Origin of the sequence: Psychrobacillus sp. FSL K6-2365, from assembly GCF_038003165.1 — a bacterium.
Taxonomy (GTDB): Bacteria; Bacillota; Bacilli; order Bacillales_A; family Planococcaceae; genus Psychrobacillus; species Psychrobacillus psychrodurans.
The window spans coordinates 1,900,817-1,919,933 of the sequence record NZ_JBBOOO010000001.1 but is presented as its reverse complement, the minus strand read 5'-3'; the positions used below and the strand labels follow the sequence as shown (position 1 = coordinate 1,919,933).

The following is a 19,117-nucleotide window of genomic DNA, read 5'->3' as shown; positions in this document are numbered from 1 at the left end:
TCTTATAGTTTTGTAACGTTTGCAGCTTGAGGTCCGCGGTTACCTTCAACTACTTCAAATTCAACTTTTTGTCCTTCTTCAAGTGATTTGAAGCCTTCTCCTTGAATTGCTGAGAAGTGTACGAATACGTCGTTTTCACCCTCTACTTCGATAAAACCAAAACCTTTTTCTGCGTTAAACCATTTAACTGTGCCTTGTTTCATTCTATTACCTCCAAAAAATTAATCAATACGTGAAAAAAATTCACATATTCCATGAAGTACCGATCTCACATCGATCACTTCATAGGATATGTGAATAATTAATACGGTATTTTTCACTTAAATTGTTAATTAAATTATATCAGTTGCTAGAATTTAGTCAATGAATATTTTCGCAATTCTAAATAGTTTGTTGCGTTTCATTCCATATTAGTCCATGGTATATTTGTAAATCATCGTCACAAGAATCACAAAAACATACCTCTTTTTCTGACCAAAAAGCCCAGTATTTCTCATCCTTATTTGTTTCTTTTGGAAACATCTCCCGCAATTCCACGAGTTTACTATCTAAAAAGGATTTTGCCTCTGCTTCATTTTCAAAAACATGCTTTTCTACGATATACTGTTCCCAACCTTCAAAAAGCCACCAGGGCTCGTAGTCTGCCTTCATGTAAATTACTTCATACATTTTCATCGCCTCTAACATTTTTTATTAACTCATATTTTACTTCTCCAATATAAAATGTCTACTTAAACGGCTTAGGAATTTATAAATTGAAAATTCCTACTTTTTCAGTTAAGTTATAGATACCATTATTATTTACAAGTTAGGAGACTTAGTTATGAAAAAGCGAGCTTTTATTCAAATGCACGGGGATGTGGATGGAGTAGGTTTTCGATTTCTAGTGAAACAAAAAGCTCAATCACTTGGATTAAAAGGTAGCTGCAAACAGACAAACGACAAACTTATCGTTATTGATATAGAAGGCGATTCAGAACAGTTAGAAGAGTTTTTAGAATATATTCAAAAAGGTGTTTCACCTTTATCTCAAACAAATGCATTTAGTATTGAATTCTATGATGATTTAAAAGGTTATACCACAATGGAGTCAGATATCGTTTAAATCTTTATGTTAATGAAACCTTCTTCTGGTTGAATCGTATATAATAGTATAGAAAAAGTGAAACTTCAATCGATGGGGTTTTTCAAACCCACTGATTGTCAGTTGAGCCATTCAGGCTTTTACGGGCAGTTCTCTCCCACTAATGCTTGGTACTTTGGCCCAAAACTTTAAGTGGGATAATTATTGCCCGTTAATACGGGATAAAAGGAGGTAACATCATGAGTGAAGTAATTCAAACCTTCATACGCCATTGCTTAAATATACCGATCATGATAACTTCTTGGTTTGTTTTCTTTTTTTCAATCGAAAGTGGATTTTTTTGGAGTTCCGCTTTAGCTATAGGTGTATATATTGTCACTAATTTTGCGATAAAGAAAATACAACAAAGAAGAATTATGAAAAAACATCAAATGACCCTTTCTGAGTATTTCCATATCCAACAGCAATTAAAAGAAGCAAATAAAAAGATAAAAGCGCTAAATAGTCAATATTTGAAGGTACGTTCTATTAGTTCGTTTAAACAATTATTTGAGATGAATCGATTAGCGAAACGAATTATATCACTTGTTAAATCTAATCCGAAGAAATTTTATAAGGCAGAAAATTTCTTTTATGCACATTTAGATTCGGCTGTAGAACTAACCTCAAAATATACGCTACTAGTTTCACAACCGGTGAAAAACAAGGATATGAAGTTAGCATTACAAGATACAAGAGATACATTAGAATCAATTAGTACAGTCATGGAAGATGATTTAAACAATGTACTTGCCTCTGATGTAGAGCACCTTAAGATGGAATTAGACTTTGCAAAATTATCCGTTAAAACAAAGGAAAAACCTTTATATTTAGAAGGAGAATCAGAAGATGAGCGAAAAGTTATCGAATACAAGTGAAGATATATTAATGGACGAATTATTATCTAGTCCATTTAATTTGGATACTACTAAAACACAAGCAGCTTCTACAGAAACAGAAGCTACTCCAACTAAATTGATAGATCGATTAACAGAAGCGGAACAACAAAAGGCTCGACAATTAGCAGAGCAGATTCCTGCTGGTGACTATGAAGCCATTCTAACTTATGGTGCTAATGCACAGTCGGAGCTTACACGGTTTTCTCACCAAATGTTAGATCATGTTCAAAAGAAGGATATAGGGCCTGTTGGAGATATTTTAAGTGATTTAATGAAAAAATTATCTGAGATTAATCCAGAGGAGCTATCCACCGAGAAAAAGTCGGGTATTAAAAAATTGTTTAGTCGTGTCAATCGCTCCGTTCAAGAACTAATGACTAAGTATCAGAAACTTAGTACACAAGTAGACCGTATTGGTATTCAATTGGAGCATTCCAAACGGGGACTTGTTGAGGATGTTCAAATGCTCAATAAACTCTACGATCAAAATAAAACTTATTTCCAGGCATTAAACGTCTACATTGCTGCAGCAGAATTAAAGCGAGATGATATAGTAAACGTCACTATTCCAGAGTTAAGGCGTAAAGCAGAGCTATCTAATGATCAAATGGCATTTCAAGAAGTAAATGACATGGCTCAATTTGTAGACCGATTAGAAAAGAGAGTTTATGATTTGCAGTTATCTCGACAAATAACAATTCAAAGTGCACCACAAATACGTATGATCCAACAAACAAACCAAACACTTGCCGAAAAAATACAGTCATCTATTATGACATCTATCCCACTTTGGAAAAATCAAATCGCTATAGCTTTAACTTTAAATCGGCAGCAAAAAGCTGTTGCTGCACAAAAACAAGTAACTCAAACAACGAATGACCTATTACTTAAAAACTCTGAGATGCTAAAAGTTAATAGCATTGAAACCGCAAAAGAAAATGAACGAGGTATTGTAGAAATCGATACATTGAAAAAAACTCAGGAAAACTTATTACAAACAATTGAAGAAACTATGCGTATACAAGCAGATGGACGCGTAAAACGTAAAGCGGCAGAAATAGAAATTGGTCGTATGGAAGAAGAATTGAAACAACGTCTTCTTCTTATAGCTGACCAGTCTAAAAACCGCTCTTCCTAATATATGAAGCGCCGTTGATTTGATAACACATATACCACAAATAAAAAGAATTCATTTTAAAATCATCTTGATTTTAAATGAATTCTTTTTTATGTCGCAATAATCTTCAGAATGACTTTAACATGTTTTTCTTACTCTCTTCATTAAAAACTATTACTTCATGGGAAGCATCATAGGAATCACCATAAAAATCCTCATCTTTATACGTGTGGATATTTTCGTACGTCCATTTCATTGCTTCATAAATTGCATACTCATCTTCATCTGATGGCGACCAATATAAAATTTCCAAAATAGTATTTTCACCTGTTGCAAGAGAACGTCTTGAATAACCAATACGGGTAGCATGTTTGAATTCTTCACGTGCATAAAATCTTAGACGTTTTTCTGAATCCGAATCTTCGTAGTTAATAGGCTCTACTTCCAATAGAATTACCTTATTTTTTTCTTTTAATTGATTCAATAATTTCCGTCCAAGGCCTTCTCCCCGAGCTTCCTTAGAAACAAATAAATAATCCACAAAGACAAAGTTCTCAAATTCAACGTACATTAATACATGCTTTGGCCCCTCATCTTTTATATAAACATTTCCCTTTTCAGCTAAAAGTGTTTCCATATGATCTCTTGATTTCATCTCATCGACCGGAAAGTATTGATTGAGCTTTTCATACCAATTCATTCGGAACATTTCTCCTTCCAAAATTGTATTTTGCTCGGTTTTTTTATTTTTTTAGAGAAACAAAATTGCCGAGAAAAATCCTCGATTATATTTATTCCCTATTTTCCGGGTCATAAACATACTAAGCTCTCTCTAACAGTAATTCACTATTTTCTTAGGAACCTTGCACAACAAGATGGAGCATTTTGCGTAGTAATCTAAGTGTTTCCTCGGAAAACTTTTCTAAGGAAGAAGCAGTTGCTGATTTCTTGCCAAAAATTAAGCGAAACAAATTCAATTGCTCCTCTGTAGCCTCATGATCATTTAAAAATAGATGTAAAACGTTTATACCAAGCTGCTCTTGCTCTAACACTGCTTCTGCGGTATCCATAATACCATTCTGGGCATAACCAAATGCAGAGGGTTCCCCATCCGAAAATACAAGCAGGAACTTATGATTCTCTGCTCTATTCTCTAATCGTTTCCCCAGCCATCTTATTGCAAAGCCATCTCTGTTATCTTCATGGGCAATCATGGAAAGAATGTCTAAACCGTTATCCATTTGACCATCCTCTAACTTATGAATCCATTCAAATGCGTTTGGTTGGGAAGTTTCCGTTGCTTCATAGGCATCTTCATAATGAAGTACAATTTCATGCGTAATTTTCAGCTCTCTTAATACATCATGAAAAAGTAAAACTGCCTTTTTAGTTTCATCCATTTTGTCTTGCATAGAAGCAGATCCGTCTACTAACAAACCAAATACGGCATTTAACTGGATACTCGGAGCATCTTTTTTATAAAAAGGTTTAGGTCTTTCATCTGTCCAAAGAGGCGTCAATTTTGTAGATAATCTCCCTTTTGTAAGGTTTGTACGCTTATCTATTCGCTTTTGATCTAAACGTTTTTTCATTTCTTGCACAAAAGCCTTTAGAAATGGTGCATGCTCCTGACGATACTTGTATAGTAGATTCTTATTGTCAGAAGCGTCAGTGATTGCAATACGCTGTTCCTTATAAACGACGTTTATATGTTCTTTACCGAAAGACTTACCAGCTTTTTTCAAATCACTGGATTGATCATTAGAGGATTGATCCACCTGTCCTACCTTACTATTTCCGCTAGATTGGCCTTTACCAGTCATCGTAATCTCATGACCTTCTTGTCCTTCCTCAGCCTCAATGGCTTGTTCTGCTTTTCCATCTCTTCCATGCTCAAGTTCATATTGAAGGTGGACTCCATTCTCCTGCTCATTTTCCCGATGCCAAGATCTAAATATCTCTTCAATCGTATCTTTCTTATCTTCTTCACCGAGTTCAGCGTTTTTTACGCCTCTATGATAATGAAAATCCTTTGGTGGTAAACTGGTGTAAGAAATAATTGCGTAATATTGCAGTAAGCTATCCTCTTTCACATATTCGTTTAAAAGAAAATACAGCTGAAAAACTAAATCAATAGACTGCTGAGTTGTTTTAGATTCATATACTTTTTGAATAATATTATTTGCTAGCTTAAACGAATCTGGTCCTTGTACATACATCGTGCCCTCATATAGGGAAATATATAAATAACTGATAAAAGCATCTGCTAAGAAACCTTTCTGTATATTTACACGTAGCTGCTGTTTATGAAAATCCAAATATGTTTTTATGCGAGTTTTAAATGTTTTTTGCGTACCAACTCTTTTTTCCTGAACCACTTCAACCAGTCGAAATTCTTCTATACAAAATAATAACTGATCCATGAATTTTGATAGTTCAGTTGGTTTTTCTTCTAGAAAATCCTGCCATATTAGCACATCAAAAAACTTCCAAAATCCTTCTGACATCAGAAAAATATCGGACAATCTACCTTCATGCATCACTTGTTCATCCCGATGTCTCCAAAACACACTTATAGAAATAGTTTGATCCACAGGTTGAAATTCGATTAGTTTTCGTTCATTTATTGCTAATAACGTATTTTTTGTTAAAGCTTTTGCAACATTTTCATAATGCATTAGCTGTCTTGCATCAATAGTTTCATTATTGAACTGTATAAACCTGTCAACTGAATCCATTTATTTCCCTCACTTTATCCAAGAAGAAGCCAATGCTAACACAAGTTGTTTTTCTTGGTCATCCTCTAGCTTTTCAGCGATAGCATAAGTTATAGCCCTTATTGGATCCATATATAACGCCAATTCTGTTGCATATAGCAAACTTCTAATAGATGCCGCTTCCTCTGAAAGCAAGCCTTGTTTTACTTGTTCCATCAAATCATCTGCTAGGTTTAACATAAGAGTATGTAATGTCTTCGGTGCTGTTGGGAACATCTCCTGCCATAGTTTTTCAAGATGCTCACCAGAAATATAAGGAACGGAAAAGGTTACGAAACGATTTTTTAGTGCTTCATTCATGGGTGTTGTGCCGATATAACCTTCATTGATCGCAGAAATCACCGAAAAATCAGGATGTGCCTTTATAACTTCTCCAGTAAAAGGGTTTGTTAGCATGCGTCTATAATCGAGCACACTATGCAATATAGGAAGAGTCTCTGATTTAGCCATATTGATCTCATCGATATATAAAATATGTCCTTTTTTCATCGCTTCAACTACAGGACCATCAACAAAATCAATTTCACTCACACCATCATTAGTTACGATTGTTTTAAATCCTAGTAAAGCCTCCGCATCTAAATCCACCGAACAGTTTATACTTTGGATCGGCTGAGTAAAGAAGGCTGAAACTGTTTCAGCAAGCTTTGTTTTACCTGCACCGGTTGGACCTTTTAGCAAAACTGGCTTTTTTAAAGAAACAGCGATAAGCACGTCCTCTAGTAAATGTTCTTCTGGCGAAAGATATCCACCAGCTCCAATAAGTGCTCTGTCTTGTTCAATATGTACTCTATTTAATCTCTTCTGTTGTTCTACCTTTACGATGTCTACCATATTCTACTCTTGTCTCCTTATGAAAAAAAACCGATGAGTTCACATCGGTTTTTTTATTGAAAATATTCTTTGTAGTAGCCGCCAACTTTTCCTGAGTTGTCAATAACAAATATAAATTCATCTGTTTCATTTTTAACTTCATATGTTTTTCCAACGGTAAGTACATTACTCACAAGAAATTTTTTAGCATCTGTATGAGAACACGTCACTGTTTTGATAGTTGGCTTTGTAGCCCAATTAGTATGTATCATATAACCACTTCCTTTATAACTAGTATACGGTTCAGGAGAACTTTTTTCAATTAATCATTGAACGAAAAGAGGAGAAAATTATATAGTTCCTCTTTCCGGTTTTATTATGGGAACAATTGCTAGCACATTATCAATTCTAAATGTTCGTTTCGCATGCTGTTTAAAACAGTATGCATGGAATAAATCTCCTTGTACTTTTAATAACCTAATTTTACGCTTACTTATTTCACCAACTTTTGAGATATACATCATATCGACAATCCAACCGCGATTTAAATATTTAACCAAATCATTTCCCACAATTGTTCCCTCCTTTTTACAGTGTATGCGAACGTACGTTTTTTCATCTACGATTTCTGCTTATTTTTTACAAGTTCTTTTAATTGGTTTAATACAATCGCAAATCTTTCATTTTCCGTTTCCACTCGGAAATTTTGAAAAGGATTTCCTTCATATTTTATACGATCTAACACATGTGGAATCAAAAATTCATCTGGTCTCAAGGACTCTCTAACCTCCTCCCATTTCAATGGAGTCGCAATAAGTCCCAAATTATTCCCTCTTGGTGAAAATGGAGAAATGATAGTTTTTCCTTCTTTATGTTGAACATAATCCAAATACAATTTATTCCCACGGTTCTTTTTCAACCTTTCAGTAGTGAACCATTTTGGTTCCTGCTCCACTAAAAACTCTGATATAAACTTAGTGAAAATACCAGTTTCTTCATATGAAAAACTATCCTCCTCTAGTGGAACATATATCTGAATTCCTTTTCCACCAGAGGTTTTCACATAGGATTTAAGCTGAAATTGATCAAATATAACTTTCATCTGTTGAGCAGCTTCCACTGCTAATGAGAACTCATGAACCGAGGGTGGATCCAAGTCAAATACAATCTCTGTAGGATTAGTCGTATTTACAGTTTGAAAAGGAACATGAAATTCTAATGCAAGCTGGTTTCCTAACCAAAGTAAGGTATCTAAATCATTACATAAAATATATTTAATATCTTCTATTTGCTTTGTCATAACAAAATCCGGAACATAATCTGGACTATTTTTCTGATAGAAGCTTTCACCTGCTACACCATGCGGAAAACGAATTACAGTAAGAAGCCTATCCTTTAAAAAAGGTAAAATATATGGCGATATGCGTTGTAGATATAAAAGGTAATCATCTTTTAGTATTCCCGCATCTGGCCATATAGGTTTATCAGGATGTGTTATTTTAGTAGATGATGGTAAAGGATATAACTGCTTTTGCATTTGTTGCCAATTACAATCCTGTATAGGTTTATTCAGATTAAACGAATGGAATCTTGGTTCTCTTAACTTTTTACCATCAAAATCAATACAGGCAATTTCTATGCAAATAGACGGTTCTAACTCCCAAATATTATTGGATAGTTTTGTTCCATTCGTTTGAAATAATTCTGTTAAGGTACTTAACTCCATTTCGGATAGTCCGTGACGAAACGTAGCGATTTCAACTAATGAGTCCTCTTGATAAAGTGCACCATGAAAAAATCCATTATTTTTATCGTACTTAGTTAAAATGACACTAATAAATCTCCAGTTTTTAATTTTCAACCATTTTTTAGTGCGTTCCGCGCTATTCCATGTACTGCTTTTTTGTTTAGCGATTAAGCCTTCCCCATTATTTGAGACTATTGTATTCCACAATAATGTATTTTCCTCATAAACATCAATCATCTGTAGCTTATTTATATCTTGATAATTTATAGATATAGGCAACTGAACTTTGTTAAACAGTCGACCCATCTGTTGCTTTCGCTTTATCAATGAAAGTTTAGTTAAATCCTTACCTTTATATTTGAGTAAATCAAACACAATATAATGACAAGCAAATATTTCTGCATTATTCTTAATGGTCTCGAAATTTTGCATTCTTCCTCTAGTTTGCACCTTTGAAAAGTCACTTTGAAAGTTATTTATTAAACATACTATTTCCCCATCCATTGTTAGTGGTAAAAAAGATTTGATTTTATTATAAATTTCATTACAGAATTTAATAATCTCTGGAAACATATCGTTTAGCAATTTTCCGTTTCTGCTTTTAAGTAAAGGCTCATTATCCCATTCCAAAATGCATCGAAATCCATCATATTTCGCTTCGTACAGCCAATCATTTCCTACAGGAATTTCTGTCGAAGCTGTTAAAAGCATGGGCATCATTTATATTCCTACCTCCACAGTTTTTTCTTAGTTTTCATATTTAATCTACTTTTGATACATAAAAGACGTTAAAGATTGCATAGTAAGAAGAAAATGAAAAAGTGGTGAGCATAATGCATACAGTATGGAAAGGAAGTATCAGCTTTGGTTTAGTTAATATCCCCATTAAGCTACATGCAGCAACAGAAAATAAGGATATTAAATTACGTCAACTCCACAAGGATTGCCATACCCCAATTAGCTATGAAAAGGTTTGTGAAGGCTGCAAACAAGAAGTGAAGAATGAGGATATCGTCAAGGCATATGAATACTCTAAAAACAAATTTGTAATTTTAGATGCAGAGGAATTGGAAAAACTGAAAAAAGAAAATGAGGATAAGGCTGTAGAAATAATTGACTTCGTAAAATTAGAAGAAATAGACCCTATTTACTTTGAACGAAGTTATTTTATGGCTCCTGATAGTGGTGGTGGAAAAGCATATTCACTTTTAAGAGAAGCACTCCATGAATCGGGTAAAATTGGTGTAGCTAAAATTATGATTCGTTCGAAAGAGCAACTAGCAATCGTACGAGTATACAAGGAAACTTTAATCATGGAAACAATACATTTTCCCGATGAAGTCCGTAATACTGCAGATGTACCTAATATTCCCTCTGAACAAACTGTAGTAAAAAAAGAACTGGATACAGCACTAATGCTTGTAGAACAATTGACCACAGTGTTTGAACCGGAAAAATACACAGATGAATACAGAACTGCTTTGATGGAGCTAATAGAAGAGAAAAAGGCTGGAAATAATGTAGTAATGACAAGCGAAAAACAAACAGAATTACCTTCAAATGTGACAGATCTTATGTCTGCACTACAAGCTTCTCTTGACAATACAAAAAAGAAAAAACCTACAACAAGAAAAAGAGCTCCGAAAGCTAAAACCTCTTGATGAATCTGAGGACCTTTGTACAGAATTTTTTTATATATTTTTAAATAGAATTCAAAAACGCAAAAATGCTTAAATTAGCATTCTTGCGTTTTCAACTTTCTATGTTGTAAGTTAAGAATCGACAGCTAAATAGTTGTACTTTTTGATTAATCACAAATGGGCATCATAATAAGTGTCGCTTCATGTAAACAAACTCTTGCAATAATATGTTAGAATTTTTCTATAGCTTTAGTGCAATCAGATCATCAGACCTTGTTTCTTTTATACTAAGAATTCAATTCCATGTTCTAGATTTGTAGTATAGAGAAGTGTATTGGTAAAACCATACATCGTATTATGTTCAACTACAAGATATTCATCAAGATGAATAGTACCGAATAATTTTTTCCATTTGAGTTTCTTTTCCATCTTTTTTGTCTCTTCATTGTCTCTATCCTTTTTGATTGTGTACAACTCGTATCGTTATTGAACTAAACCGGCTCGTTTGAATAGGGGAATACTTTCTTAATTTCATACTAATATTAACATAATTATCCAGCACAAGATTATTAAGGGAAACCCATTCCTACATTCATTAACAATTTAAATACAACTGTATGCAACGTTTAGAAATACTCTTTAAGTATCTAAAATAAAAGGGAATTTCCCTGATTAAAATGACGATATGAAGATATCCGTGATAGTTACTCTTGTCGTTAAAGATACATAAGTCCTAAGTTAATTTCTTTTTTAGTAATAGGTAATATTAGAGATAATGGTTGGCTACATAATAATCCTTCAATTGATATTCTCAACTTTTCTTCATAAAATAAATAAGGGTTGTTTTGGGGACATATATGCTATTGTTAAATTTAATTGACTTAATTTTAAAAGTGTGTATAATACAAGGTAATTGCATAGGTAAAATGTTTTCTAGGGTTCCGCTACAGTCAATGTTGGTCTGGTCCGAGAGAAAACTCACGGCTATGCTGTGTCACGGAAGGATAAAAGCCTGGGAGAAACTGTTTTTACAGTTATCTCTTAGGCTTTTTTTCTTTTTTGAGAAACTATAAAATTGGAGGTGTATTTTAATGAATACTGAATGGACTAAAGTATATATTGCTGCTTTATTTGAAGTATTATGGGTGATTGGTCTAAAACATGCTGATGACTTTTGGACTTGGACTGGAACAATTATTGCTATATTCATCAGTTTTTATGTAATGATCATGGCAGGACGAAAACTTCCTGTGGGTACTGTATATGCTGTTTTTGTTGGATTAGGAACTGCGGGGACTGTTTTTTCTGAAATTTTATTCCTTGGTGAACCTTTTAGAATGGAGAAGATACTTTTAATTCTACTTTTATTGGTAGGAGTAATTGGTTTGAAATTAGTTACAAAGGACAAAGTTCAGAAAGGGGATGAAACTTAATGGCATGGATTTCTTTAATTTTAGCGGGAGTGTTTGAAATGTTTGGTGTAATAATGATAAATAGATTGCATCAGGATCCTAAATGGCAATCAATAATTTTATTAATTTTGGGGTTTGGAGCTAGTTTTATTTTTCTTGCTTATTCAATGAAAACACTACCAATGGGAACAGCCTATGCAATTTGGACAGGAATTGGTGCGTCTGGTGGAGCAATTCTAGGTATGGTTTTATATGATGAATCAAAAGACTGGAGAAGACTTGTTTTTATAGGTATGGTTTTAAGTGCAGCAATAGGTCTAAAACTTGTATCATAGGATATTTTATGATGAAGATAATTTATTTTTATTTTATTACAAATTATCTTCATTATTATTCTATGAATCGTGAAGCTAGTATAAAAGGTACTTAATTAAAAACTCATAGTTAATAGCAATATTACAGTAAAGAATAAAAGACAGATGTTTTGACAGCTTAGAGAATGGAATCAAGAGAAGATTGGTAAGTAAATCTGTACCTCTTCCTCTCCCTCTTCGATCGGATGATATGTCTCTACAATATAACTTTCAAAGTTTTGTGTATGACCTTGCTCTTCTGCCCACCTCAATAACTGAGAATGTAGATTACCGATATTTGATATTTTCCCTCTAGTTGAGACATAATCGTGAGCAATTTCAATAAAATCCATTCCAATAGGAACTTCTTTTAAAGAATCTTTCACTTTCAATCCCACATAATATTCGCCCTCATGGTGATCACTACCCCTTTTTGGTTCAAATAGAGCAATTTCAATTCCTAGATGATTTTGTATTTCGTCAGACCGACTTATTAATTGCTTTGCAAGTTTTGGGACTTCTATACTCAAGTTCTCAAATGCCCCTCTGCCTTTAATGCCTACCACTTTAAATTCAACCTTAACACTTTTAAACTCCATCGTAACCCCTCCAAATAACCTAATATATTTGTGCCATACTAAATAGATATCTCTTATTATTCTACTCAAATATATAGAAATCCTTCTTTTGGATTTCTTATTTAACTAGTAATTTTGGAACTTTTTAAAGTATTGGAAATATAGGTGGTAGATTAAAACTAGAACTGATTTTTGTATTAATCCAAGAACAAATATCTCTATAGAAAAAGACTCCCATTTGGGAGTCTTTTTTTTATAGATATTATGATTCTAATAATAGATCTTCTGGATTTTCAAGTAACTCTTTAACTGTTTTCAGGAATCCAACAGAATCTTTACCATCGATTACACGGTGGTCATACGATAATGCTACGTACATCATTGGACGGATTTCAATTTCATTTCCAATAGCAACTGGGCGTTTTTGGATTGTATGCATTCCTAAAATACCCACTTGTGTACCATTTAGAATTGGTGTTGACATTAGTGATCCGAAAACCCCACCGTTAGTGATAGTGAAAGAACCGCCAGACATATCTGATAGAGCTAATTTGTTATCACGAGCTTTTTTAGCTAGTTCCCCGATATTAGCTTCGATTTCTGAGAAGTTTTTACGATCTGCATCACGAACAATCGGTACTACAAGACCACCTTCTGTAGAAACAGCAATACCAATATCATAGAAATTATTTTTTACAATGTCAGTTCCGTCAATTTGAGAATTAACGTATGGATATTTTTTAAGTGCAGCAACTACCGCTTTAGTAAAGAAAGACATAAATCCTAGACGAACATCGTGATCCTCAAAGAATTTATCTTTTTTACGTGAACGCAATGCCATAACATTTGTCATATCAATTTCATTGAAAGTTGTAAGCATAGCAGTATTTTGTCTTACTTCTAATAAACGTGATGCAATAGTTTGACGACGACGAGACATTTTTTCTCGAGTTGTTCGGCCGTCATCTTCTTTTGTAGCACTTGCTGCTGATGGAGGTGCTGCTTTTGTAGTAGTTGGTGCAGAACCATGAGCTGAAACATCTTGTACACGAACGCGACCCATTGGATCTACTGGTGAAATTTCACTTAAATTAATGCCTTTTTCACGAGCTAATTTACGCGCTGCAGGACTAGCAATAGTGCGGTCTTGCTCATTTGTAGTTTCCTCAGCAACTGGTGTTTTAGGTGCTTCAGTAGCTTTTACCTCTTCTTTTGCCTCAGACTGTGCAGCAGGTGCAGGTGCTGATGCAGTTGAACCTGAACCAGCTCCTACTACTGCGATTACTTGCCCTACTTGTACTGTATCTCCTTCAGCAGCTAGAAGTTCACTTACTACTCCAGCTTCTTCAGAAATAACTTCTACATTAACTTTATCTGTTTCAAGTTCTACGATGAACTCACCTTTTTCAACTGTATCACCCGGTTGTTTTAACCACTGTGCAATGGTACCCTCTGTAATCGATTCTGCTAACTCTGGAACAATAATTTCTGCCACTTCAATTTCCTCCTCTTATCTTTCCTAACTTATAAGCTCTTTAATGTTTCTTCAATTATCCGCGTTTGTTCGACTTTATAAGTATCGCCGTCACCTTCAGCAGGGCTTGCTCTATGCACTCGACCAACATAAGTAATTTCTTGATCTTTTGCTATTTCTAATAAATATGGTAGAGCAAAGTTCCAAGAGCCCATGTTTTGTGTTTCTTCTTGAGCCCATACAAGTTGCTTCACATTCGGATAACGAGACACAATTTCCTGTATTTTTTCTTGTGGGAATGGATACAGTTGTTCAACACGTACAATATGAACATATTCAAAATCTGCTCCATCTTTTACTTTGTCTGCCAAGTCTATTGCAAGTTTACCACTAACAAAAACAATTTTCTCTACTTTTTCCACTTGTTCACCTAAACCTGGTTGCTCAATAATTGTTTCAAATTGACCTGTAGTCAATTCAGACACATCCGCTCCAACTAAAGGATGACGTAATAATGACTTTGGTGAAACAATTATTAATGGACGAATTGCTTCATCTTTAAGCATTTTTGCTTGTCTGCGTAAAATATGGAAATAGTTAGCAGCACTTGATAGATTGGCTACAGTCCAGTTATTTTCAGCAGCTAGTTGTAAATAACGTTCTAAACGTGCACTAGAGTGTTCGGACCCTTGGCCTTCTGCTCCATGTGGCAATAGCATTACTAAACCAGATTTAAGCCCCCATTTAGCGCGTGCCGAACTGATAAAGTTATCAAACATTACTTGAGCCATATTAGCGAAGTCACCGTATTGTGCTTCCCAAATAGTTAGTGAGTTATTATCTTCTAAATTATAGCCAAATTCATACCCTAGAATAGCCGCTTCTGTAAGAGGACTATTGTGCACAACGAATGATGCTTTCCCATCACTTATGGAATGAATTGGTGTTAATTCAGCTCCAGTTTTTTCATCATGGAGTACTAAATGTCTATGTGAGAATGTCCCACGTTGAGCATCTTGACCAGATAAGCGAATAGAATTACCATCTTGTAAGATTGTTGCAAATGCTAGTGTTTCTGCATGGCCCCAGTCAACTTTCCCCTTACCTTTAAATGGTTCTTCACGGCGCTTTAATATTTTTGCTAATTTTTTGAATGCGTTAAAATCAGAAGGCCAAGTAAGCAACTCTTCATTAATTTTAGCAAGCTTACTTTCTTCAACACCTGTTTGAAGTTCTGGAATACCATCTAAAACTACCTGAGGTACTACAATTTCATGAGCCGTTGATTGTGGAAGTTCTTTAACACGATCATAAGCTTGTTGCATTCCAGCGAAAACCGATTCATCCAACGTTTTAACTTCTGAAGAATCCATTAAACTTTCTTCCACTAACTGCTGTCCATATAATTCACGAACAGTTGGATGCTTATGAATAGAATGATACATAGCAGGATTTGTTACTAGCGGCTCATCCATTTCGTTATGACCATAGCGACGATAACCTAATAAGTCAATTACAATATCTTTTCCAAATTTTTGGCGATATTCATGAGCAAACTTAGCAACTCCAACTACTGCTTCAGGATCATCAGCATTCACATGCACTACAGGTACTTCATATCCTTTTGCTGGATCAGAAGAATAGTTAGTAGAGCGTGAATCATAATGTTCTGTGGTAAAACCAATCATATTATTCGCAATTATATGGATAGAACCACCAGTTTGATATCCACGAACTCTGCTATAATTCAAAACTTCAGTTACTACCCCTTGCCCTGGGAATGCAGCGTCACCATGCACTAGTATAGCAAAAGCAGCATTTTTATCTTGAACAGGGTAACCAGCAGCATCAGTTGTTTCTTGTGCGGCACGTGTTTGACCTGTAACAATTGGACTAACCACTTCAAGATGTGAAGGATTATAAGCAAGTTTTACTGTTAAACCAGATTGCGAGCGGTAACTTGCTCCTTTATGGTATTTAACATCCCCGAACCAGCCCTCAGAAAGTTCCAATGAACCATCTTTTGGTAAAAAAGAGTCAGTAGGTACATGGGCAAATTCCGCAAACATCATTTCATATGGTTTGTTAAGAACATGAGTTAACACATTTAAACGACCACGATGTGCCATACCAATATTTACTTGCTTAGTTTTTGTTCTATCTGATTGACGAACTAACTCATCCATTAATAATACTAAAGAATCTAATCCTTCAATTGAGAAGCGTTTTGCTCCTACAAATGTTCGATGAATGAATTTCTCGAATCCTTCAACTTGTGTTAAACGTTTAAGTAATTGTTTTTTGTCTTCAGTTGAAATTTTTTCTTTCACATTGCCTTTTTCTATCTTCTCTTGTAACCAAGCACGTTCATCTGAGTTAACAATATGAGCAATTTCAAATGCAATCTTATCAGAATACATTGAACGTAAATGTTCAATTGCTTGTAATCCATTCATAATATTTGCTGGTGCATTGCGGATTAGGAACGATACAGGTATTTCTCTCAAATCTTGCTCAGTTAAACCATAAGTACCTAGATTCATCTTAGAATCTTCTTTTGGTCCATCATTTAATGGATAAATATTAGCAGTTAAGTGACCATGAGTGCGAATTGCATCTGCAAGCTGAATTGCGTTAATCACTTTCTCGAAATTATTCGGCTCGACTGCTGGTGTATCAGAGTTATTAGATGAAGCAGAAGCCGGAATCTTAGGTGCACCGTATTGCTGAAATAACTGTACTAATTCAGGATCTACATCGTCAGGAGACTGTAAAAACACATCATACTGCTCCATCACATAACCAAGGTTCGGACCAGAAAAAGCTGACCAAGGTGTTTGATTGTTCGACATTTAAAAAAACCTCCAACATTTTGTGCCTTCTAGGCATTTATAAAAAAATACATTTTAATGGATAAAAAAGTTCCAGTATATATAGAACATAATACACGCAAATACACGTATATAGTTTACCTCTTTTTTATATATCTCAAACTATCCTTATATAAGAACAATTTTTCCATCTCAATCTTACTACTATAGGAAAAAAATACAATGGTTTTTTTCAAAAAAATAAAGTAATTTGTCATATTTTTTATACTTTTACACTGAATCATTATTCACTTGTTAATTTAGGGAATAAAATGTAAAATTTTGTACCTTTACCTTTTTCACTTTCCACTGAAATTGTACCGCCATATTCATCTATCAAGCTCTTGGTTATACTTAATCCTAACCCTGAACCACCATTACTTTTAGTTCTCGCTTCATCAACTATAAAAAAACGTTCAAAAATTTTAGGTAACAAGGAATCTTTGATACCAACTCCATTGTCTTCCACTGTAATTTGCACTTGATCTGTGTAATTTGCAACAATCACCCTGATATATGGTTGATTATCATTATATTTTATCGCATTTTCTATTAGATTACGCAGAATTTGCTCTAAAGCAGTAGGCGGAACAGGTACTTTTATTTGTTCATCTCCAAGAATTTCTATTGTTGTCCCAGTTGATAAATGTAAATAACTTTGCTGTAGCTGTTGAAGGATATTTATTACAGTAGTTGCTTCCTTCATGTTATTATGCTCATTTTTTGCAAGCTTTAACATTTCTTCGATTAATAACTTCATTTTTTGTATTTCAGAGAGGGATATCTCCAGGGAATCATCTAGTATGGAGCGATCTTCTTTTCCCCAGCGATTCAATAGCGATAAGTGCCCCTCCACGACCTGTACGGGGGTACGTAATTCATGGGAAACATTTTGGATAAATTCTTCTTGTCTTGTAATCGTTTTAGATACTTCATCCATCAATTCCTTGTAAATTTTTAAAAGCTCTCCGATTTCATCCTCATTGTCATATTGAAAACTCACTTTTTGGGTGAACTTAGTCTGTTTCGCAAGCTGCATCTCATCTCTTAATTCCTTAATTGGCTTCAGCAATATCGAGGATAGTACAAAGGCTATCAACGCAGATAGAACTAGTGCAATGATTGTGAATATGCCCATAGCAATTAATATATAATTCATGAGCTGAGAAAAACTTTCCAAACTATGAGAGATTTGTACATATCCTTTAAATAATCCAAAGTCTATCTCTGCTACCTTATGAAAAACTAGTTTTCCATCTATCTCTTCTCTAACAAATTCCTCCGTTTGGAATGTACTTGTTTCTGGAAACTCGCTTGCATCATTGATTCTAAGAATCTCTATGCCATCGTCGTTTAAGATACGAACCGATTGTTTTTGATTGACCAATTGATTGAGTAAAGTCCTATTTTTTTGAATATCTTGTATGGAAATAATGGGTCCATTAGAAATAAAAAAATGAGAAACTTCATCTAATGTATTCTGGGCAATTTTTTTCTCGGAAATTTGCAACCAATTGAAAAGAGAAAAATATAATATAATACACATCATAAGAAAGCTTAAAAATATGGAAATCGCGGAAGCATACGTCCATTTTCGTTGTAAAGTCCAATGTCTAATCATCTCATAACATACCCTACGCCTCTAACCGTTTCAATTATTGCAGCAATTTCAGCAGGCAGTTTTTTTCTCAAATGCCTTATGTATACATCCACTACATTTGTTTCAACCTCAACATCATATCCCCACACTTTTTCCAAAATGGCATCTCTAGACAACACCATATTATAATTTTCCATTAAATAGACGAGCATATCATACTCAGTTTTTGTTAATTCAATTTCTTTTCCATCATAGAAGACTTGATGAGCTTTCTGTTCAATAGTTAGACCTTGGATTGTCAATTCACTTTTACCATCTACTGCTGAGGGCTCTACCCTTCTTAGAACTGCTCGTATTCTTGCTAATAGCTCTTCGATAGCAAATGGTTTCACCACATAGTCATCTGCTCCAGTCTCTAGGCCGGATACACGATCTATAATCGCGTCTCTGGCAGTGATTAGTATAATAGGCGTACTTTTCTTTTTGCGTACACGTCGACATATTTCTAATCCGTTCAAATTTGGTAGCATGACATCGATTAGCATAAGATCGTAATCATGATTTAAAGCTAAATCTGCTCCTTCTCGCCCATCATTAGAAACAGTAACTAGAAAATTTTCATGCTTTAGCTCAAGCTCCACAAACTTCGCAATATTTACTTCATCTTCTATTAATAAAATATGTTGTGTCATCTCCTACATTCCTTTCTATACT

At 34.4% G+C, this 19,117-nt stretch carries 20 protein-coding genes and 1 riboswitch; of the genes, 6 read left to right on the top strand and 14 right to left on the bottom strand.

Translation table 11 applies throughout. The features are described from left to right. Positions 1-2: 2 nt before the first annotated feature. Both MKY29_RS09170 and MKY29_RS09165 read right to left on the bottom strand, forming a co-directional pair. Entirely contained in the window at positions 3-203 is a 201-nt protein-coding gene (locus MKY29_RS09170; RefSeq protein ID WP_090561394.1) for a cold-shock protein, read from the bottom strand. A 178-nt stretch (positions 204-381) separates the two neighbouring features. Next, positions 382-669 carry a DUF1033 family protein gene (locus MKY29_RS09165; protein ID WP_241599834.1) on the bottom strand — a complete coding sequence of 96 codons (288 nt, stop codon included), beginning with the start codon at positions 667-669 and terminating at the stop codon, positions 382-384. Positions 670-823: 154 nt separating this feature from the next. Here MKY29_RS09165 and MKY29_RS09160 point away from each other — a divergent pair, with 154 nt between their 5' ends. From MKY29_RS09160 to MKY29_RS09150, 3 genes are all read left to right on the top strand, one after another. Then, the gene (locus MKY29_RS09160; protein WP_093494797.1) at positions 824-1,105 is read left to right on the top strand and encodes an acylphosphatase; all 282 of its coding nucleotides are present in this window, start codon (positions 824-826) and stop codon (positions 1,103-1,105) included. Between the two features lie 218 nt (positions 1,106-1,323). Then, a complete protein-coding gene (locus MKY29_RS09155) occupies positions 1,324-2,001 on the top strand; it encodes a 5-bromo-4-chloroindolyl phosphate hydrolysis family protein (RefSeq protein ID WP_340879567.1) in 678 nt (225 codons plus the stop codon). Then, on the top strand, positions 1,973-3,160 hold the full coding sequence (locus MKY29_RS09150; RefSeq protein WP_093494795.1) for a toxic anion resistance protein: 1,188 nt from the start codon (positions 1,973-1,975) through the stop codon (positions 3,158-3,160). Before MKY29_RS09155 ends, MKY29_RS09150 begins: the two co-directional genes overlap by 29 nt. Before the next feature lie 106 nt (positions 3,161-3,266). Here MKY29_RS09150 and MKY29_RS09145 read toward each other — a convergent pair whose 3' ends face one another. The 6 genes from MKY29_RS09145 to MKY29_RS09120 form a co-directional block, all read right to left on the bottom strand. After that, a complete protein-coding gene (locus MKY29_RS09145) occupies positions 3,267-3,839 on the bottom strand; it encodes a GNAT family N-acetyltransferase (protein ID WP_093494794.1) in 573 nt (190 codons plus the stop codon). 154 nt (positions 3,840-3,993) lie between these two features. Continuing rightward, positions 3,994-5,877, bottom strand: coding sequence for a vWA domain-containing protein (locus MKY29_RS09140; protein WP_340879566.1), 1,884 nt, complete (start codon positions 5,875-5,877; stop codon positions 3,994-3,996). A 9-nt stretch (positions 5,878-5,886) separates the two neighbouring features. Next, complete coding sequence (locus MKY29_RS09135) at positions 5,887-6,750, bottom strand: AAA family ATPase (protein WP_093494792.1); 864 nt, start codon at positions 6,748-6,750, stop codon at positions 5,887-5,889. A gap of 53 nt (positions 6,751-6,803) precedes the next feature. Next, on the bottom strand, positions 6,804-7,001 hold the full coding sequence (locus MKY29_RS09130) for a DUF6501 family protein (protein WP_241599830.1): 198 nt from the start codon (positions 6,999-7,001) through the stop codon (positions 6,804-6,806). Between the two features lie 78 nt (positions 7,002-7,079). After that, a complete protein-coding gene (locus tag MKY29_RS09125) occupies positions 7,080-7,301 on the bottom strand; it encodes a transcriptional regulator (RefSeq protein WP_093494790.1) in 222 nt (73 codons plus the stop codon). 47 nt (positions 7,302-7,348) lie between these two features. Then, positions 7,349-9,196 carry a DNA ligase D gene (locus MKY29_RS09120; protein ID WP_241599829.1) on the bottom strand — a complete coding sequence of 616 codons (1,848 nt, stop codon included), beginning with the start codon at positions 9,194-9,196 and terminating at the stop codon, positions 7,349-7,351. Between the two features lie 113 nt (positions 9,197-9,309). On the opposite strand from MKY29_RS09120, the gene ku reads away from it, so the two are divergent. After that, positions 9,310-10,137, top strand: coding sequence for a non-homologous end joining protein Ku (ku, locus tag MKY29_RS09115; protein ID WP_093494788.1), 828 nt, complete (start codon positions 9,310-9,312; stop codon positions 10,135-10,137). A gap of 261 nt (positions 10,138-10,398) precedes the next feature. On the opposite strand, the gene MKY29_RS09110 is transcribed toward ku, so the two are convergent. Next, positions 10,399-10,545, bottom strand: coding sequence for a hypothetical protein (locus tag MKY29_RS09110; RefSeq protein WP_340879565.1), 147 nt, complete (start codon positions 10,543-10,545; stop codon positions 10,399-10,401). A gap of 493 nt (positions 10,546-11,038) precedes the next feature. Next, positions 11,039-11,137, top strand: a riboswitch (guanidine-I (ykkC/yxkD leader). 70 nt (positions 11,138-11,207) lie between these two features. Between MKY29_RS09110 and MKY29_RS09105 the strand changes: the two genes are divergently transcribed. Together MKY29_RS09105 and MKY29_RS09100 are read left to right on the top strand one after the other, a co-directional pair. Further along, on the top strand, positions 11,208-11,549 hold the full coding sequence (locus tag MKY29_RS09105) for a DMT family transporter (RefSeq protein WP_340879564.1): 342 nt from the start codon (positions 11,208-11,210) through the stop codon (positions 11,547-11,549). Then, positions 11,549-11,863 carry a DMT family transporter gene (locus MKY29_RS09100; protein ID WP_093494785.1) on the top strand — a complete coding sequence of 105 codons (315 nt, stop codon included), beginning with the start codon at positions 11,549-11,551 and terminating at the stop codon, positions 11,861-11,863. Before MKY29_RS09105 ends, MKY29_RS09100 begins: the two co-directional genes overlap by 1 nt. Positions 11,864-12,033: 170 nt before the next feature. Here the strand turns inward: MKY29_RS09100 and MKY29_RS09095 are convergent, their stop codons facing one another. The 5 genes from MKY29_RS09095 to MKY29_RS09075 form a co-directional block, all read right to left on the bottom strand. Next, a complete protein-coding gene (locus tag MKY29_RS09095; protein ID WP_340879563.1) occupies positions 12,034-12,480 on the bottom strand; it encodes a GyrI-like domain-containing protein in 447 nt (148 codons plus the stop codon). Positions 12,481-12,721: 241 nt separating this feature from the next. Continuing rightward, positions 12,722-13,954 carry a 2-oxoglutarate dehydrogenase complex dihydrolipoyllysine-residue succinyltransferase gene (odhB, locus tag MKY29_RS09090; RefSeq protein WP_340879562.1) on the bottom strand — a complete coding sequence of 411 codons (1,233 nt, stop codon included), beginning with the start codon at positions 13,952-13,954 and terminating at the stop codon, positions 12,722-12,724. Between the two features lie 29 nt (positions 13,955-13,983). Then, the gene (locus MKY29_RS09085) at positions 13,984-16,785 is read right to left on the bottom strand and encodes a 2-oxoglutarate dehydrogenase E1 component (protein WP_340879561.1); all 2,802 of its coding nucleotides are present in this window, start codon (positions 16,783-16,785) and stop codon (positions 13,984-13,986) included. A gap of 262 nt (positions 16,786-17,047) precedes the next feature. Next, complete coding sequence (locus tag MKY29_RS09080; protein WP_093494781.1) at positions 17,048-18,424, bottom strand: HAMP domain-containing sensor histidine kinase; 1,377 nt, start codon at positions 18,422-18,424, stop codon at positions 17,048-17,050. Next, positions 18,421-19,095 (bottom strand): response regulator transcription factor, encoded by a 675-nt coding sequence (locus MKY29_RS09075; RefSeq protein WP_093494780.1) that lies wholly within the window; start codon positions 19,093-19,095, stop codon positions 18,421-18,423. Before MKY29_RS09075 ends, MKY29_RS09080 begins: the two co-directional genes overlap by 4 nt. Positions 19,096-19,117 lie beyond the last annotated feature (22 nt).

Bases quoted from the DNA above. Each gene is read 5' to 3' on its own strand.
- MKY29_RS09170 (WP_090561394.1), bottom strand. From the start codon at position 203: ATGAAACAAGGCACAGTTAAATGGTTTAACGCAGAAAAAGGTTTTGGT.
- MKY29_RS09165 (WP_241599834.1), bottom strand. From the start codon at position 669: ATGTATGAAGTAATTTACATGAAGGCAGACTACGAGCCCTGGTGGCTT.
- MKY29_RS09160 (WP_093494797.1), top strand. From the start codon at position 824: ATGAAAAAGCGAGCTTTTATTCAAATGCACGGGGATGTGGATGGAGTA.
- MKY29_RS09155 (WP_340879567.1), top strand. From the start codon at position 1,324: ATGAGTGAAGTAATTCAAACCTTCATACGCCATTGCTTAAATATACCG.
- MKY29_RS09150 (WP_093494795.1), top strand. From the start codon at position 1,973: ATGAGCGAAAAGTTATCGAATACAAGTGAAGATATATTAATGGACGAA.
- MKY29_RS09145 (WP_093494794.1), bottom strand. From the start codon at position 3,839: ATGAATTGGTATGAAAAGCTCAATCAATACTTTCCGGTCGATGAGATG.
- MKY29_RS09140 (WP_340879566.1), bottom strand. From the start codon at position 5,877: ATGGATTCAGTTGACAGGTTTATACAGTTCAATAATGAAACTATTGAT.
- MKY29_RS09135 (WP_093494792.1), bottom strand. From the start codon at position 6,750: ATGGTAGACATCGTAAAGGTAGAACAACAGAAGAGATTAAATAGAGTA.
- MKY29_RS09130 (WP_241599830.1), bottom strand. From the start codon at position 7,001: ATGATACATACTAATTGGGCTACAAAGCCAACTATCAAAACAGTGACG.
- MKY29_RS09120 (WP_241599829.1), bottom strand. From the start codon at position 9,196: ATGATGCCCATGCTTTTAACAGCTTCGACAGAAATTCCTGTAGGAAAT.
- ku (WP_093494788.1), top strand. From the start codon at position 9,310: ATGCATACAGTATGGAAAGGAAGTATCAGCTTTGGTTTAGTTAATATC.
- MKY29_RS09110 (WP_340879565.1), bottom strand. From the start codon at position 10,545: ATGGAAAAGAAACTCAAATGGAAAAAATTATTCGGTACTATTCATCTT.
- MKY29_RS09105 (WP_340879564.1), top strand. From the start codon at position 11,208: ATGAATACTGAATGGACTAAAGTATATATTGCTGCTTTATTTGAAGTA.
- MKY29_RS09100 (WP_093494785.1), top strand. From the start codon at position 11,549: ATGGCATGGATTTCTTTAATTTTAGCGGGAGTGTTTGAAATGTTTGGT.
- MKY29_RS09095 (WP_340879563.1), bottom strand. From the start codon at position 12,480: ATGGAGTTTAAAAGTGTTAAGGTTGAATTTAAAGTGGTAGGCATTAAA.
- MKY29_RS09085 (WP_340879561.1), bottom strand. From the start codon at position 16,785: ATGTCGAACAATCAAACACCTTGGTCAGCTTTTTCTGGTCCGAACCTT.
- MKY29_RS09080 (WP_093494781.1), bottom strand. From the start codon at position 18,424: ATGATTAGACATTGGACTTTACAACGAAAATGGACGTATGCTTCCGCG.
- MKY29_RS09075 (WP_093494780.1), bottom strand. From the start codon at position 19,095: ATGACACAACATATTTTATTAATAGAAGATGAAGTAAATATTGCGAAG.